General features: G+C 67.0%; 17 protein-coding genes. 10 read left to right on the top strand and 7 right to left on the bottom strand.

Features of this window, described 5'->3' with window-relative positions:
- Positions 1–137 precede the first annotated feature (137 nt).
- Positions 138–275, top strand: a complete 138-nt coding sequence (locus CQW49_RS25170) for a hypothetical protein (RefSeq protein WP_003611644.1) — start codon at positions 138–140, stop codon at positions 273–275.
- Between the two features lie 435 nt (positions 276–710).
- Here CQW49_RS25170 and CQW49_RS16260 read toward each other — a convergent pair whose 3' ends face one another.
- Positions 711–920, bottom strand: coding sequence for a hypothetical protein (locus CQW49_RS16260; RefSeq protein ID WP_003611648.1), 210 nt, complete (start codon positions 918–920; stop codon positions 711–713).
- An 88-nt stretch (positions 921–1,008) separates the two neighbouring features.
- Positions 1,009–1,233, bottom strand: coding sequence for a hypothetical protein (locus tag CQW49_RS16255; protein WP_024749591.1), 225 nt, complete (start codon positions 1,231–1,233; stop codon positions 1,009–1,011).
- Between the two features lie 248 nt (positions 1,234–1,481).
- Between CQW49_RS16255 and CQW49_RS16250 the strand changes: the two genes are divergently transcribed.
- Together CQW49_RS16250 and hspQ are read left to right on the top strand one after the other, a co-directional pair.
- Complete coding sequence (locus CQW49_RS16250; RefSeq protein ID WP_003611653.1) at positions 1,482–2,525, top strand: HpcH/HpaI aldolase/citrate lyase family protein; 1,044 nt, start codon at positions 1,482–1,484, stop codon at positions 2,523–2,525.
- 136 nt (positions 2,526–2,661) lie between these two features.
- Positions 2,662–2,994 (top strand): heat shock protein HspQ, encoded by a 333-nt coding sequence (gene hspQ, locus CQW49_RS16245; protein WP_003611655.1) that lies wholly within the window; start codon positions 2,662–2,664, stop codon positions 2,992–2,994.
- A 281-nt stretch (positions 2,995–3,275) separates the two neighbouring features.
- Here hspQ and CQW49_RS16240 read toward each other — a convergent pair whose 3' ends face one another.
- Positions 3,276–4,010 (bottom strand): invasion associated locus B family protein, encoded by a 735-nt coding sequence (locus tag CQW49_RS16240; protein WP_003611657.1) that lies wholly within the window; start codon positions 4,008–4,010, stop codon positions 3,276–3,278.
- A 283-nt stretch (positions 4,011–4,293) separates the two neighbouring features.
- On the opposite strand from CQW49_RS16240, the gene CQW49_RS16235 reads away from it, so the two are divergent.
- The 3 genes from CQW49_RS16235 (at position 4,294) to CQW49_RS16225 (ending at position 7,785) form a co-directional block, all read left to right on the top strand.
- Positions 4,294–6,120, top strand: a complete 1,827-nt coding sequence (locus CQW49_RS16235) for an extracellular solute-binding protein (RefSeq protein ID WP_003611658.1) — start codon at positions 4,294–4,296, stop codon at positions 6,118–6,120.
- Positions 6,117–7,166, top strand: a complete 1,050-nt coding sequence (locus CQW49_RS16230) for an AMP-binding protein (protein WP_003611660.1) — start codon at positions 6,117–6,119, stop codon at positions 7,164–7,166. The genes CQW49_RS16235 and CQW49_RS16230 overlap by 4 nt, the downstream gene beginning before the upstream one ends.
- A gap of 178 nt (positions 7,167–7,344) precedes the next feature.
- Positions 7,345–7,785, top strand: coding sequence for a nuclear transport factor 2 family protein (locus tag CQW49_RS16225; protein WP_338065182.1), 441 nt, complete (start codon positions 7,345–7,347; stop codon positions 7,783–7,785).
- Here CQW49_RS16225 and CQW49_RS16220 read toward each other — a convergent pair whose 3' ends face one another.
- On the bottom strand, positions 7,786–8,112 hold the full coding sequence (locus CQW49_RS16220; protein ID WP_003611664.1) for a c-type cytochrome: 327 nt from the start codon (positions 8,110–8,112) through the stop codon (positions 7,786–7,788).
- A 134-nt stretch (positions 8,113–8,246) separates the two neighbouring features.
- Complete coding sequence (gene pyrE / locus CQW49_RS16215) at positions 8,247–8,849, bottom strand: orotate phosphoribosyltransferase (protein ID WP_003611665.1); 603 nt, start codon at positions 8,847–8,849, stop codon at positions 8,247–8,249.
- Positions 8,850–9,054: 205 nt separating this feature from the next.
- Here pyrE and CQW49_RS16210 point away from each other — a divergent pair, with 205 nt between their 5' ends.
- A complete protein-coding gene (locus CQW49_RS16210) occupies positions 9,055–10,149 on the top strand; it encodes a HupE/UreJ family protein (RefSeq protein WP_003611666.1) in 1,095 nt (364 codons plus the stop codon).
- 51 nt (positions 10,150–10,200) lie between these two features.
- Here CQW49_RS16210 and CQW49_RS16205 read toward each other — a convergent pair whose 3' ends face one another.
- Entirely contained in the window at positions 10,201–10,383 is a 183-nt protein-coding gene (locus CQW49_RS16205) for a hypothetical protein (protein WP_003611668.1), read from the bottom strand.
- A gap of 243 nt (positions 10,384–10,626) precedes the next feature.
- Here CQW49_RS16205 and CQW49_RS16200 point away from each other — a divergent pair, with 243 nt between their 5' ends.
- The 3 genes from CQW49_RS16200 to CQW49_RS16190 all read left to right on the top strand — a co-directional run bounded on the left by CQW49_RS16200 (position 10,627) and on the right by CQW49_RS16190 (position 14,181).
- Positions 10,627–11,331, top strand: coding sequence for an RluA family pseudouridine synthase (locus tag CQW49_RS16200; protein WP_024749594.1), 705 nt, complete (start codon positions 10,627–10,629; stop codon positions 11,329–11,331).
- A 147-nt stretch (positions 11,332–11,478) separates the two neighbouring features.
- Positions 11,479–12,894 carry an MBOAT family O-acyltransferase gene (locus CQW49_RS16195; RefSeq protein ID WP_003611672.1) on the top strand — a complete coding sequence of 472 codons (1,416 nt, stop codon included), beginning with the start codon at positions 11,479–11,481 and terminating at the stop codon, positions 12,892–12,894.
- A gap of 3 nt (positions 12,895–12,897) precedes the next feature.
- Positions 12,898–14,181 (top strand): alginate O-acetyltransferase AlgX-related protein, encoded by a 1,284-nt coding sequence (locus CQW49_RS16190; protein ID WP_099831808.1) that lies wholly within the window; start codon positions 12,898–12,900, stop codon positions 14,179–14,181.
- Here the strand turns inward: CQW49_RS16190 and CQW49_RS16185 are convergent.
- On the bottom strand, positions 14,130–14,963 hold the full coding sequence (locus tag CQW49_RS16185) for an EcsC family protein (protein ID WP_003611674.1): 834 nt from the start codon (positions 14,961–14,963) through the stop codon (positions 14,130–14,132). The genes CQW49_RS16190 and CQW49_RS16185 overlap by 52 nt on opposite strands.
- Positions 14,964–14,983 lie beyond the last annotated feature (20 nt).

Raw genomic sequence — 14,983 nt, 5'->3', positions numbered from 1 at the left:
GATCAATAAAACGAAAGACTGCTGCGTTAGTTTGACGCTGCGACGGCGCGTCGGCTCGCCACGGCGAGCGCGCGCGCTCTACGTTTCTCGGCAAGCCCGGCGCCGATGAGATGCGCACGGGCGATCGGAGAGACGCCATGTCCACTTATGGAACCGACGATCCCGTTGTCTTCGTGCTGCTCGGCGAGGCCGTCGTCATCGCGACCGTCGCGGTCGCCATCGTCGCGACGCTCGCGGTCAATGCGGGGCTTCGCGCGCTGAAATCGAAGAGCTGACGCGCGCCGCGCGCGGGAGGAGCCGCCGCGCGCGAACGAGCGAGCCCTATGGCTGCGCGCTCAGCGCAGCCAAACGAACACCAATCCGACCGCGAGAGCGAGGCCGAAACCGATCAGCAGATTGACCAGGAACCCGCCTTCGAACTCCTCCATCGCCATCCTCCCAACCCGCTCGCGTCAAAGAGACGCATTCCCAATATTGCATTTGGAGCTGAGAATAATAATAGGGCGGCTCATCTCCCAGGGGGTCGCCTCATCCCCTCCCAGCCCGGCGACAGCCGGGCTTTTTTTCGGCCGCGGGTTTTGGTGAGAGAATTGAAGCCCCGAGAAAATTGAAGCCCTTTGCGCTCGAATGGAATGTCGATGACGCAGCGCTCTAGAATTCTTTTGAGCGAACTCAAATCGATCGAACGATTCCCTTCGATGGAAAGCGTTCTAGTTGCGACCGTCGACGTCGGCGCGGGTCTGCTCGGCCTCGAGCAAGGACAAGCGGGCCATTTTGAGGAAATATTCGGCCAACGGCTCGATCTCCCGTGATTCCACGATCAGATAATCGAGCATGCCGATCAGAGCGGCCAAGCGATCGAACTCGGCGCCGGCGGCCTGAGTGAGCGGCGATTCTTTCGGCGGCTTGTTGCGAATCATGCCCACCCCTCCCGGCGCTGCCAGAGTCAGAAAGCAGGGGTGAAGCCGGCCGGCAATCGAAAACTTTCTCGCTCGACGCGATATTCTCTCAATGAGCGCGCCGTCGCCGCCAATCGGCGACCTGCGCGCGAATCCAGTCCGTCCGTTCCGGATAGCGCCGCTCGAGGTCGAGCGCGATGGCCTCGACTCCCCGCGACGCCGTCTCCCACGTAACTTCGTTCCGCTCGAGCAGAGCGTCCGTCTGCTCGAGGCTCCGCGCGAGGAGGCGCTCGAGCTCTTGATCGACCGGCATGTCGACCCCCTTCGCCGCCATGGATCGGCGCGCGAAGCGGAAATAGGGGCCAAAGCCGGAGGAACCGTTAAGTCGTTCAGGAAAAATTTACCGCTGCGCCACATCGCTCAGACGCACGCGACCGCGGCGTTTTTATCCACCCGCGGCTCGCTGCGCCGGGCGACGCCGAGGCATGAGCGCCGGCCGCCCCGCGCGGCCGGCGCCCTATTCCCTTTCCTGTAAAGAGCGGCTATCGCTCGCGGTCGAGCCCCCGAGCGAAAGAGACCGTCATGAAGCTCCCCAACCAATTCTATCGTCCGCTCGCCATCGGAGCGCCGGCGCCCATGCGGGAGCCGCCGGTGAAGGTCGAGCGCATGATCCATTTCGTGCCGCCGCATCTCGAGAAGCTGCGCGCCAAGGTTCCCGAGCTCGCCAAGCAGGTGGACGTCGTGCTCGGCAATCTCGAGGACGCCATCCCCTCCGACGCCAAGGAGGCCGCCCGCAAGGGCTTCATCGAGATGGCGAAGGCGACCGACTTCGGCTCCACGGGCCTGTGGACCCGCATCAACGCGCTGAACTCGCCCTGGATCCTCGACGATCTGATGGAGATCGTCGCCGCGGTCGGCAATAAGCTCGATGTGGTGATGCTGCCCAAGGTCGAAGGGCCGTGGGATATTCATTATCTCGACCAGCTGCTCGCCCAGCTCGAAGCGCGCAACGGCGTGACCAAGCCGATCCTGATCCATGCGATCCTCGAGACCGCCGAGGGCGTCAAGAATGTCGACGCCATCGCCGCGGCGAGCCCGCGCATGCATGGCGTCAGCCTCGGCCCGGCCGATCTCGCCGCCTCGCGCGCGATGAAGACGACGCGCGTCGGCGGCGGCCATCCCGATTATCGCGTCATCGCCGACGCCGTCCCCGGCGAGGCGGCGCGCGCGACCTTCCAGCAGGATTTGTGGCATTACACCATCGCCAAGATGGTGGACGCCTGCGCCTCCGCGGGCATCAAGGCGTTTTACGGCCCGTTCGGCGATTTCTCCGATCCGGCCGCCTGTGAATCGCAGTTCCGCAACGCCTTCCTGCTCGGCTGCGCCGGCGCCTGGTCGCTGCACCCGACGCAGATCGCCATCGCCAAGAAAGTGTTCTCGCCCGATCCGGCGGAGGTCGCCTTCGCCCGCCGCGTGCTGGAGGCGATGCCGGACGGCGCCGGCGCGGTGATGATCGACGGCCGCATGCAGGACGACGCCACCTGGAAGCAATGCAAGGTGGTCGTCGACCTCGCCCGGCAGGTCGCCGCCAACGACCCGGATTATGCGGCGGTCTACGGCTTCTGAGGGCGCCGCCGATCGGCCGGCGCGCTCCCTCGCGAAAGCGCGCCGCCGCCGACTGTCACATCCGCGACATTGACGGGAGGCGCACGCCTGCGCTACGAACATCATCCGGACAGTGTACAGAGTGGCGTCGTTTGTCATGCCGAGAGAATGTGTCGCCAAATTCGCGATCGGGCAGGTCGTCAAGCATCGCCGCTACCCGTTTCGCGGCGTGATTTACGATGTCGACCCCGAATTCGCCAACACCGAGGAATGGTGGCTCTCCATTCCCGAGGAAGTGCGGCCGCGCAAGGACCAGCCATTCTATCATCTGTTCGCGGAGAATTCGGAGACGGAATATGTCGCCTATGTCTCCGAGCAGAACCTCGTTCCCGACGAATCGGGCGATCCGGTGCGCCATCCGCAGGTCGATGAGACCTTCGAGCGCGCCGAGGACGGGTATTATCGGGTGAAGTCCGCCAAGCGGCACTGAGCTGGCCGGCCTTAGGCGACACGGCGAAACGACTGCTTCATTAGCCGACTCTCGACGCGCGTCCCTTCTCCCACTCGTGGGAGAAGGTGGCCCTCGCTTTAGCGAGGGTCGGATGAGGGTCCATGCAGTTTTCCGAGTCGTGCAGCGCTACGCCTCGAGTTCGAAACGATTTATCGTCGAGGACCCTCATCCGACCCCGCTTCGCGGGGCCACCTTCTCCCGCCCTGCGGGAGAAGGGCGCTCGCCTCGAGACCCGCGCATGCGGGATGCGGTGTTCTCGCTTACTTGCCGGCGGGCGCCGCGGGCTTTTGCGCCTCGAGCTTCTTACGCTCTTCCTCGGCCTTCTTCTGCAGCTCGTCCTGCAGCTTCTTCTGCTGCTCCTCGAGCACCTTGGGGTCGATCGGCGGGCCATCGAAGGCCTTGCCGAAGCCGGCCAGCGGCAGCAGGAAAGTGACCTCGTTATTATACTGATTCTTGACGATGATCGTCAGCTTCTCGGCCTTCTTCATGCTGTCGACGAGCGACGCCTTGACCTTGGCGAGAGCAAAGCAGCCGTTGGGGAAGCAGATCTCGAACTCGCCGGCCTCGAGCGCGCCCTTGTCCACCGCGAAGCGGAAGCCCGGCCGCAGCATCAGTCCCGGAGGCAGCAGCAGGCGCACGACCTTGGTGTCCTCGCCCTTGGGGTCGTAGACGGCGAGCGCCAGCAGCGGCTGGTCGGCCTGCGCGCCGAAGTCGCGCGTCGTATAGCAGACTTCCTTCTTCGACTGCGGATCGCCGCCGCAGACCTTGGTCCAATCGGGCTGCACAGCGACGAGGTCCGCCTTGATCGGCCCCTGAGGAGCCTGCGGCTGCGCCTGCTGTGCGGGAGCCGCGGGCGACGCAGGCGCTGGCGCCGGCGCAGCGGGGGCAGGCGCAGGCTTGCGCGGCGCTGGCTTCTGCTGCGCCTGCGCGCCCGCCGAGACGAGGAGGGCCCCCGTGAGAGCCGCGGCGAGGAGCCGCGGAAATAGAATTGACATAAGTCGTCCTTTCGAGTGGGTGCTCGTGGGCTCGTTCGCTCGAAGAAGGGTTCGTCACGTCCCTTTCATCGGTCGTCGCCCCTCATGGCGGGCGAGAGAGTGACGGAACGCCTCATACAAAATCGACGCGGCGAACGCCAGTCGTCGCAGCGAATTGCTCGAGCTTTGCGGCCTTTGCGCGGCGCGCCGCGATATCGCCACGTTCGGCCCTGCTTTTTCCAATAAGATTTGCGAATCGTCGCCCGCCGGAACCGCTCCGGCTCACCTCGAGAAAGGTCGATACATGACGATGAGAGCGATTCGCGACGCCATCTCGAGCACGCGGCTTCTCCTCGCCCTCCTTCTCGCCTTGCCGGCCCTGGCGCCGGCGGCGCGCGCCGCGACGCATGGAATCGCCATGCATGGCGAGCCTGCGCTGCCGCCGGATTTCGCGCATCTTCCTTACGCCGATCCGAACGCCATCCCGGGCGGCAAGGTCCGCATCGGTCTTTCCGGCGCCTTCGACAGCCTCAATCCCTTCAATCTGAAATCCGGCTCGACCGCGCAGGGGATCAACGGCAATGTGTTCCAGAGCCTGCTGGCGCGCTCCAATGACGAGCCCTTCACGCTCTACGGCCTCGTCGCGCGTTCGGTGGAGACCGACGACTCCCGCGAGCATGTGACCTTCCGCCTCGATCCGCGCGCCCATTTCTCCGACGGCGCGCCGCTCACCTCGGCCGATGTGCTGTTCTCCTTCGATCTTCTGAAGACCAAGGGCCGGCCGCAGCAGCGCATCGCCTATGGCCTCGTCAAGCGCGCCGAGGCGCCCGACGCGCAGACGGTGACCTTCGATCTGACCGGCGCCAAGGATCGCGAATTGCCGCTGATCCTCGGCCTGATGCCGGTGCTGCCCGCGCATGCGACCGACGTCGAGCATTTCACCGACGCCTCCTTGAAGCCGCCCATCGGCTCCGGCCCCTATGTGATCGCCGAGGTCGAGCCCGGCGCGCGGCTCGTGCTGAGGCGCGATCCGAATTATTGGGGCAAGGATCTGCCGCTGCAGCGGGGCATGTATAATTTCGACGAGATCGACATCGATTATTTCCGCGACGGAAATGCGCTGTTCGAGGCCTTCAAGGCCGGGCTCGTCGATTATCGCGAGGAGACCAGCACCGCGCGCTGGGCCAGTGGCTATGACGTCCCGGCCGCGCGCGACGGCCGCATCGCGCTCGAAACCCTGAAGAGCCCGGGGCCCAAGGGGCTCGAGGGCTTCGTCTTCAATCTGCGGCGCGCGCCTTTCGCCGATATCCGCCTGCGCGAGGCGCTCGGGCTGATGTTCGATTTCGAATGGGTCGACGCCAATCTCTATTCCGGCCTCTACACCCGCACCAAGAGCTTCTTCGACGAATCGGAGCTCTGCTCCACCGGCCGTCCAGCCAGCGAGGCGGAGCGCGCTCTGCTCGCGCCCTTCCCCGGCGCCGTGCGCGAGGACATTCTCGAAGGCCGCTGGACGCCGCCGGTCCATGACGGCACCGGGCGCGACCGCGAGCCGGCGCGGCGCGCGCTGGAGCTGCTTTCGCAAGCGGGCTGGAAGCTCGTCGACAATGCGCTGGTCAAGGACGGCGTTCCGCTCGCCTTCGAGATCATGGTCACCAATCGAGATCAGGAGCGGCTCGCGCTCTTCTACGCCGATTCGCTGCGGCGCATCGGCGTCGCCGCCTCGGTGCGGCTCGTCGACGAGGTGCAATATCAGCGGCGGCGACAGAAATTCGAGTTCGACGTGATGATCGGCAATTGGGTGGCCTCGGCCTCGCCCGGCAATGAGCAGCGCATGCGCTGGGGCTCCGCAAGCGCCGCGCAAGAAGGCTCCTTTAATCTCGCGGGAGCTTCCTCGCCGGCGATCGACGCGCTCATAGCGGCGCTCGTCTCCGCGCGCGGGCATGAAGACTTCGTCGCCGCAGTGCGCGCCTATGATCGCGTGCTGCTTTCCGGTTTCTACGTCGTGCCGCTCTTTCACGCATCGAAGCAATGGATCGCTCACTCGACGAAACTCGCGCGGCCGCAGACGTTGCCGCGCTACTCGCCCTTGTTCGGGGCGACCTTGGAGAGCTGGTGGAGGACGGCGCCGTGACCACATCGCCCGATCCCGCCGCCCGCCAGGCCGCGGCGCTCTCCCGCGCGCATCCGCTGACCATGTTCGGCTTCGATGCGCTGATCTCCGGCGCAGCCAAGCTGCGACCCGGCCGCATCGCCGCCAGCGACGCGCTCGGCGGCGAGACGCTCGACCACGCCGAGCTCGACCGCCGCGTCGACGGCTTCCGCGCCGAGCTGCGCGACTATGACCTCGAGCCCGGCGAGCGGGTGCTGCTGGCCGCGGCCCCGAGCGTGCGCAGCCTCACCGCGCTCATCGGCCTCATCGCCGCCGGCCTTGAGCCGGTGCTGGCCCCGCTCGGCCTCTCCCCGCAGGCGCTCGCCGCCGGCGCCCGCGGCGTCTCGGCCGCGGCGCTGATCGGCCCGGCGTCGATCGCCGGCGAGAGCCTCGAGGAGACGCTGCTGGGCGTCGCCGCGACCGCGCCGTCGATCCGCCTCATCGGCTCGCTCGGTCCCGGAACCATCGACGGAGCCGTCTGTCTCGGCTCGCTCGATCGCGTTCCCACCCCTCCGCCCGCATGGGACATAGCGGCGGAACGGCCGCCGCCGACGCGCAAGGTGACCATCGGCGTGCTGGATCAATTCGGCGCGCCGCGCTTCTATGAGCAGAGCGCGCTGCTCGCCCGCAGCCTCGCGCTCGTCGCCGAGGCGCGGGTCAGCGGCGCGGCGCCTCTGGTCGCTCTGTGCTCGCCGGGAACCATCGGCGGCCTCATCGCCGGCCCGCTGGCCTCGCTCCTTTCGGGCGCGCCGCTGCATTTCGTCTCGCCCTTCGACGCCGACGGCTTCCTCGCCCATCTCGACGCCATCGGCCCGGCGCGGCTCGTCGCGCCGCGGGCGATCCTCGCCGATCTCGACGCCGCAGGCCTCCTGACCAGCGGCGCGCTCGTCGGCTGCATCGCCATCGCCCGGCCGGACGAAGCGGAGGACGGTTTTCGAGCGCCGGCGGACAGCTGTCCGATCGTCGAGGTCGCCGCCGACGGCGCCGCCCGCCCCGCGGCGCGCGAATGGGCGCGGACCGCCTCCTGATGGCCCGCTTCAACGAATTTGCTGAGCTTCGAGAGCGAGCCTGAAGGCTCGCGGTCCAGGGGCTGCACTTGGATCGCGCTTGGACCGGGAGCCTTCAGGCTCGCTCTCTTCGAGTCCTGTCAAATCGGTTGCAGAACGCCACTGGTCCGCGGTCCGCCGAGGCGACCCGGCGAAACCGTTGCTTTCCATCGACACGCGGCGCATTCTGCCGGCCATGTCCGACGAGACCTCGCTTCTGGCGGCCAACGCCGCTTATTATCGCGCCTTCATAGAGGGCGACATCGACCGCATGAGCGCCCTCTGGGGCGAGGACGACGTCGCCTGCATTCATCCCGGCTGGCCGCCGCTGTTCGGCCGCGAGGCGGTGCTCGCCTCCTATCGCGACATTCTGCGCAATCCGATGCAGGAGCCGATCGTGCGCCGCAACGAGCGCGCGCTGATCGCCGGCGCCGAGGGGCGCGTGATCTGCGTCGAGGTGGTGGGCGGCGCCGCGCTGGTGGCGACCAATTGGTTCCGCTTCGCCGGCGGCGCCTGGCGGCTCGTCCATCATCAGGCGAGTCCGCTCGCCATCGGCGCGCCCGAGCCGCCGCCGCAGGAGCGTCCGCGCTCGCTGCACTGATTATTTCTTGGCGAGGCCGACGATATAGGCGGCGATCGAATCGGTCTCGTCGGCGGTCAGAATGAGATTGGGCATCTTCGCATGGGAGGTGCGCAGAAAGACTTTGATCGCCAGCTCATTGGTCGAGGGCATGCGAGCGAGCTCCACGAAGCTCGGCGCCTTCGATTCCGCATCCCTCGCCGGCGTGTCGGCGTCGATGCGATGACATTCGACGCAGAGGGAGGCGGCGAGGCGCCGGCCCGCCGTCGGATCGGCGGTTTGCGCCGGCGCCGTTGTGGCGCCGGCGAGCGCCGCGAGGAGAAGAACCGCTCGAATCGTCTTGCTCATGCCGACGCCTTCCTTTTGTCATCCGCCCGCCGCCGTCACCAAGCTTGCCGTCATTGCGAGCGAAGCGAAGCAATCCAGAGCAGCGGGGCGACTTCGCTATTGCTTCGTCGCTGCGCTCCTCGCAATGATGACGCTCAAATTTCGAACTCGCTGCGCTTGAACAGCGCATAGAGCTCCACGCCCTGCTCGGCCAGCGCCTCGGTCGCGCCCTCCTCGCGATCGACGACGACCAGCGCCTTGGTCGCGCGGCAATCCGGATGCTCCGCCCGCAAACCTTCGATCGTCTTGAGGATCGAGCCGCCGGAGGTCGCCACATCGTCGACGATCAGCACATCGGCGCCGGCGCGCACATGGCCGTCGATGCGCTCCAGCGCGCCATGCGACTTCGCCTCCTTGCGCACGAAAAAGGCGTCGACCGGCGCGCCCTTGGCGTGGCTGAGGACGAGAATGGCCGAGACCATGGGAATGGCGCCGACGGCGAGCCCGCCGACGCAGGAAAGATCATGCGCCTTCATGAAATCGACGATGACGTCGCCAAGAAGATGCGCGCCCTCCGGCAGCATGGTCGTCTGGCGGAGCTGAAACAGATAATTGCTCTTGCGGCCGGAGGAGAGCGTGAACTCGCCCCGCTGCAGAGAATGCCTGTCGATCAAATGATGGAGCCGCGCCCGGCGCGGATCGGCCGCCTCGACGACGGCGCCCGAGATTGCGTGACCTCTGCTGTCCTGATTGCTCATGCTCCCGCCCTTTCTCGCTCCACCAATTAGAGCGCTTTTTGACCGAACGGAACCGTCCGATCGCGCTCGAGCGAAAGAATGCGGGGGCGCGAGACATAGAGCCGCGCCTGCCCGGGGCGCGAGCTTGTCCCGCTTCGCGCCGTCGGTCTATTGTGCGCTCCGCCTCGACCCGAGGCTTGCCGCAGCACACGCAAAAGGAACGCCGATGAAACGGCTGCCGATCGTCGTCGCCTTGATCTTGATGTCGGTTTTTCCGGCCCTCGCCCATACGGCGGATATTTCGACGGGCAAGATCACGCCGGAAAAGGACCGCGCCTTCCGGGTCGACATCGGCTTTCTGGCGACCGACCTCGAGCGGATCTTCTCGCAGACCATGTCGGAGCGTTCCGGCGCCGAGCTGTCGCAGCCCGGCGTGCTGGAGACCGAGATCGGCCGGCTGATCCAGCGCCGCGTCTCGATGCGCGACGCCGAAGGTCATGATTGCACGAGCCGCGTCGATTACGCCGGCGAGGACCCGGCCAACGCCGACAGCGCGCTCGTCACTCTCGCCTTCGATTGCGCCGCCGCGCCCGCAACTCTGTCCTACGACGCGACCAAGCTGCTGGCGGCGCAGGGCGCGAAGGGCAAGCATCTCGTCACGCTCGAGGGCGAGAACGCCGGGCAGACGATGCTCTACCCCTCCGATCCGCCGCTCGATCTCTCCAAGCCGCTGGAGACGACGTGGCAGCTGATGGGCAAGTTCCTGATGGCCGGCGTCGAGCACATTCTCACCGGCTACGATCATCTGTGCTTCCTGATAGCCATTCTGCTGTGGGCGACGCGCGTCTGGCCGGTGGTGAAGATCGTGACCGCCTTCACCGTCTCGCATTCGGTGACGCTGTCGCTGGCGACGCTCGACATCGTCACTCTGCCCTCGCAATGGGTGGAGGCGGCGATCGCGGCGTCGATCATCTATGTCGCGGTGGAGAATTTCTTCTCGCGGCGCGTCGACGGCCGCTGGCGCGACACTTTCCTGTTCGGCTTCATTCACGGCTTCGGCTTCGCCAGCAGCCTGAAGGAGCTGGGCGTGCCGCAGCATGCGATCGTGCCCGCGCTCGCCTCTTTCAACATCGGCGTGGAGGTCGGTCAGGTGGGGGTCGTGCTCATTCTCGTGCCGACGCTGCTGCTGATCGACAGGCAGACCGGCGGCAAGCGCGACAAGCGGCTCGTCTACGCGGCCTCGACGATCATCGCGCTGTTCGGCGCTTATTGGCTGCTGGAGCGCGTCGGCCTGCTCGGCATGGTCGGTCTCGGCGGCTGATCCTTTCGGGGAGCGGGGCCGTGCGCCGGCCTCGCTCCGCGTCCGCAGCGCTCATTTGCCCGGCATGAACGAGCCGAGAATCCCGCCGAGCAGCGCGCCGATGACGACGGCGCCGATCGCCGCAGGAAATCCGACCACCGCGGCTCCGGTGAGAGCGCCGAGCACGGCGCCTACGCCGCCGAATATATAGGCATTCGCCGACATCATGCGGTCGACCTGGTCCTGGTCCGCCATGGTTGCTCTCCTCGTTTGTTTTTCGGCGGTTTCCGCGAGGCGGCCCGCCCTTCGACTCTAGCTAGCGCGCCCGCCCCGGCGGCAAGGGCCGCAAAATGACGAAAAGGGCGAAATCGCTTCGCACTCGAAGCGCTATCCAATCCGATCGGATAGCGCTCGAGCCATTCTTTCTTTTGAGCGAATTCGGATCGATCGAACGATTCCGTTCGATCGGAAAGCGCTCTAGCGTATGATCGCCACGCCATGACGCCTGAAGACATGCTCTCGCGCCTCCTCTATCGGGACGGGCTGATGCTCGTCGTCGACAAGCCGGCCGGCCTGCCCGTGCATCGCGGCCCCAGGGGCGGCGACAATCTCGAGGATCATTTCGACGCGCTGCGCTTCGGCCTGCCGCGGCCGCCGGCGCTCGCCCACAGGCTCGACCGCGACACCTCCGGCTGCCTCGTGCTCGGCCGCCATCGCAAGGCGCTGGAGCGGCTCGGGAAGCTGTTCCGCGACGGGCGTATAGAAAAGACCTATTGGGCGGTGGTCGAAGGCGCGCCGGCGGACGACGCGGGCGAGATCGACATGGCGCTCGGCCGCCTCGATTCGACGCGCGGCTGGTGGATGCGGCCGGACCCCCTCGGCCTGCCGGCTCAGACCCATTGGCGCGCCCTCGCCCGCGGCCAGGATACGGAGGGGCGCGACATCGCCTTTCTGGAACTGAAGCCGCGCACCGGCCGCACGCATCAGCTGCGCGTCCACATGCAAGCGATGGGCTGGCCGATCCTCGGCGACCCGGTCTATGGACATGGCAAGCGCGAGGGCGCGCCGCCGCTGCATCTGCATGCGCGCGCCATCGTCGTGCCGATACGCGACGGCCATGAGAGCGTCGCCGTCACGGCGCCCGTCCCGCCGCATATGCGCGGAACGCTGGACACGCTCGGCTGTGACGAGACGCGAGCCTGAAGGCCGCCACGCACGCCCCTAAGGGCCTTCCACAGCTTCCTCCCCTCTCCGCTCGGCCATAGAAACAGACCAGCAATATCCATCCGGCCGACGCCGCACGTCGGCCGGCGGTTTCACTTCGACTTTATTTAAAAAAGCGAGCCGCGGATGCTCTTTTACGAACCGCTGTTCCTGTTTCTCTATGCGCCCTTCGTCTATTGCCTCTATCTGCTGCTCGGCGCCCGACGCGGCGCGCGGCTCGCCCTGCTGCTCGTCGCCAGCCTTCTCTTCTACGCCTGGAGCGAGCCGCTCTTCGTCTTCCTCGTGCTCGCGACGGTCCTCGCGGATTTTTTCATCGCCCGGCGCATCGCCGCGAACGCGCGCGCCGGCGGGCTGTGGCTCGCGCTCGGCGTCGCCTGCAATCTCGGCGTGCTCGTCACTTTCAAATATGCGGGATTTCTCGTCGCCAATGTCGATGCGGTGGCGCGCGCCTTCGGCGCGCCGGGGCTCGCTCTGCCGGCGATCGCTCTGCCGATCGGCGTCTCCTTCATCGTGTTCGAGAAGATCACTTATCTCGTCGATGTGCGCCGCGGCGTCACGGCGCCGGCGCGGAGCTTCTCGCTCTACGCCTTCTATGTGTTCTTCTTTCCCAAGCTGCTCGCCGGGCCGATCGTCAAATATCACGAGATCGCCGCGCAGCTCGACCGCTTCCGCCACGCCGACATGGACGATTTCGTCCAGGGGTTCGCGCGCTTCATGCTCGGCGTCGCGCAGAAGCTGCTCCTCGCCGACACTCTGGCCGACGGCGCCGATCTCGTCTTCCTCGCCGACGCCTCGCGCATCGGCTGCGCCGACGCCTTCGCCGGCGTGCTGTTCTTCACCTTCCAAATCTATTTCGATTTCACCGGCTACTCCAACATGGCGATCGGCCTCGCCCGCATGTTCGGATTTCGGCTGCCGGAGAATTTCGACAGGCCCTATGTCGCGGCGAGCCTCACCGAATTCTGGCGCCGCTGGCATATGTCGCTCACCGGCTGGATCAAGGATTATCTCTATGTTCCGCTCGGCGGCAATCGGCTCGGCGAGCGGCGCACGCAGATCAATCTCTGGATCTGCTTCCTCGCCTCCGGCCTCTGGCACGGCGCCGCCTGGACCTATGTCGCCTGGGGCGCCTATAACGGCTTCTTCCTCGCTCTGGAGCGCGCCTTCCTGCTCGACTGGCTGAAGCGCCGGCCTGTCTGGCTCGCCAATCTGCTCACTTTTCTCGTCATCATGATTGGCTGGACCTTGTTCCGCGCGACCTCGCTCGAGCAGGCGGGGCGGCTGCTGCTCGCCATGGCGCGGCCCTGGCCCGCCGCCGAGCCGATCCTGTTTCCGGCCTATGACCTCGTCGTCCTGCTGATCGCCGCGGCGATCTGCGTCGCGCAGCGGCTCACGCTGTCGCTCGGCGACCGCGCCGCGCTCGCGCCGCTCGCGCAGCGCCTCGCCTTCGCAGCCAATGGCGCGCTCGCTCTGCTCTTTGCCTGCGCTGTCGGCAAGGGCCTCGCCGATCCGTTCAAGCCCTTCCTCTATTTCCGCTTCTGACCCATGCGCCAAAGCCTCGCCCGCCTGCCGATCTTCGCCGCCGCCGGCGCGATCCTGTTTTACTTCCTCAGCGTCTTCTGGAACGCCGCGGTCGAGCGCGATCATCCCAAATGGCGATTGCGAAGCGCCAAGCCGCTCGCCGGCGTCGCCGAGCCGGCGCCGCTCGATATCTCGACGCGCTCCTTCCTGTCCGGCGCGCTTCAGAAATCCGCCTCGACCGCGCTCGGTCGTTCGCTATGGGTGTTTCCCTTTTCCGTGCGGGCGAAGAACCAGCTTCTATTCTCGCTGTTCGGCGTCTCCGGCGCGCAGAACATCGTGATCGGCCGCGACGGACAATTGTTCGAGCGCTTCTATATCGATGAGTTCTGCAGCCGCGGCGAAGCGCCCGACCGAAGCGTCGTCGATCGCTGGGCCGATCGCGTCGCCGCCGATCGCGCGGCGCTGCACGCGATGGGCAAGGGCTTCGCTTATATGATCTCGCCCTCCAAGGCGTCCTATGCGCCGCACGCTTTTCCCGAGCGCACGCATTGCCCGGCCCTCGCGGCGCGAACCACCGACAAACTCGCGCCGTTTCGCTCCGCGCTCGCCGCGCGCGCTCTGCCGCATGTCGACGCCCCGGCTCTGCTGGCGGCGCGGCGCGCGGCCTATCCGCTCGGCTTTTTTCCACGCGGCGGCACGCATTGGAATCTGCTCGCCGCTGCGCTCGCGACACGCGAGGCGACGCGGCAGATGGCCACGCGCGAAGGCGCGTTTCCGCTCGGCCGCTATGATTTCGATTGGAGCCTGTCGCAGGAGGCGAAGGGGACCGACCAGGATTTGCTCGAGCTGCTCAATCTGCTCTGGCCCGACACGCATTATCCCGTGGCGAAGCTCGCGGCGAAAACAGCGACGCCCTGCGTGCGCGCGCCGCGCCTCACCGCGCTCGGCGGCAGCTTCTTGCGCGAGATCATCGTCGCGCTCGCTCACGCGCCCTGTCCGCCGGAGGTCGATTATTGGTTCTCGTTGCGCTCCGAGACCGATCATATGGGCCTCGTCCGCTATCACACGCAGCCGGGCGAGACCGGCAATGGCGAAAGACGCGACGCCGATCTCTCGCAATTGCGCGCGAGCCTCGAGACCGCCGATGCGGTGCTGCTCGAGGAGAATGAAGCGCAGATCGGCGCGCTGAGCCAGGTCGACAATCTCTGGCGCGCGCTGCATCCGGGCGCCGACGCGGTGGCCAGCGACGGTCGCGGTCAGCCGGCGGCGGCGCTGGCGCGTCCGGCCATGCGGGCGTATTCGCCATAGACGATCTCGCGGCCATAGGCGCGCTCGAGCCGGCGCACGGTGAAATGTCCCTGCGCCAGCCGCTGGAAATGGCGGATGAAGGCGACATTGATCGCCGCGCCGCTGAGCGCGCCGATGAGCGGGACGGCCTGCGCAGCCGCCTTCTGCGACACCACGACGCCGAAACGCGCGGAGACGAGCGCGAGGAAGCGCGCCAGCGCCGGCGCTCCGGCGTCGGCGGCGGCGCGGCCGCCCATGAAGCGGCTCGCGTCGGTCACCGATTTGGCCAGCAGCCCGCGCAGAGCGAGATAGCCGCCCTCGAGCAGATTGCCCTCCTCCGCATGTCCGCCGAGCGCAAACACCTGCAGGCAGGCGATGAGCGCTTCCGGATCGGAGAGGTCCTCGCCCTCGCGCCGGGCGATGTCGGCGATGGAGCGCAGCATGATCGTCGTCGAGAGCGGCAACTCCACCGGAAGGCTGGCGACGCCGATGGCGCCGCCCATCGCGCCGCTCGCCGCCGCGAGCCGCTGGTGCAGACGCCCGCCGTCGCGCGGCGGCGTCGCCGCGAGGCTGGAAACGGCGATGCGCAGCGCCGCCTCGAGGCCGCGCCGCGCCGCGGCGGCGACGAAAGCCTGCGCCTCGGGCGGAAGCATGCGGCCGGGAAAGCCGATCCGACGCCCCGTCGCCGTCGCCATACGCTCGACGAAGCTCATTCGCTCCAGAATATCCACCGCGGACTGGAGCGCCGCGCGATCCGCCTCGCTCAGCTGGCGAAACGCCGCCTGCGGAAGCCCCTGCGTCACCCTTGCCGCCTCCTCTTGTC

Source organism: Methylosinus trichosporium OB3b (assembly GCF_002752655.1).
Lineage (GTDB): Bacteria > Pseudomonadota > Alphaproteobacteria > Rhizobiales > Beijerinckiaceae > Methylosinus > Methylosinus trichosporium.
This window is presented reverse-complemented; position numbering and strand designations above follow the sequence as displayed.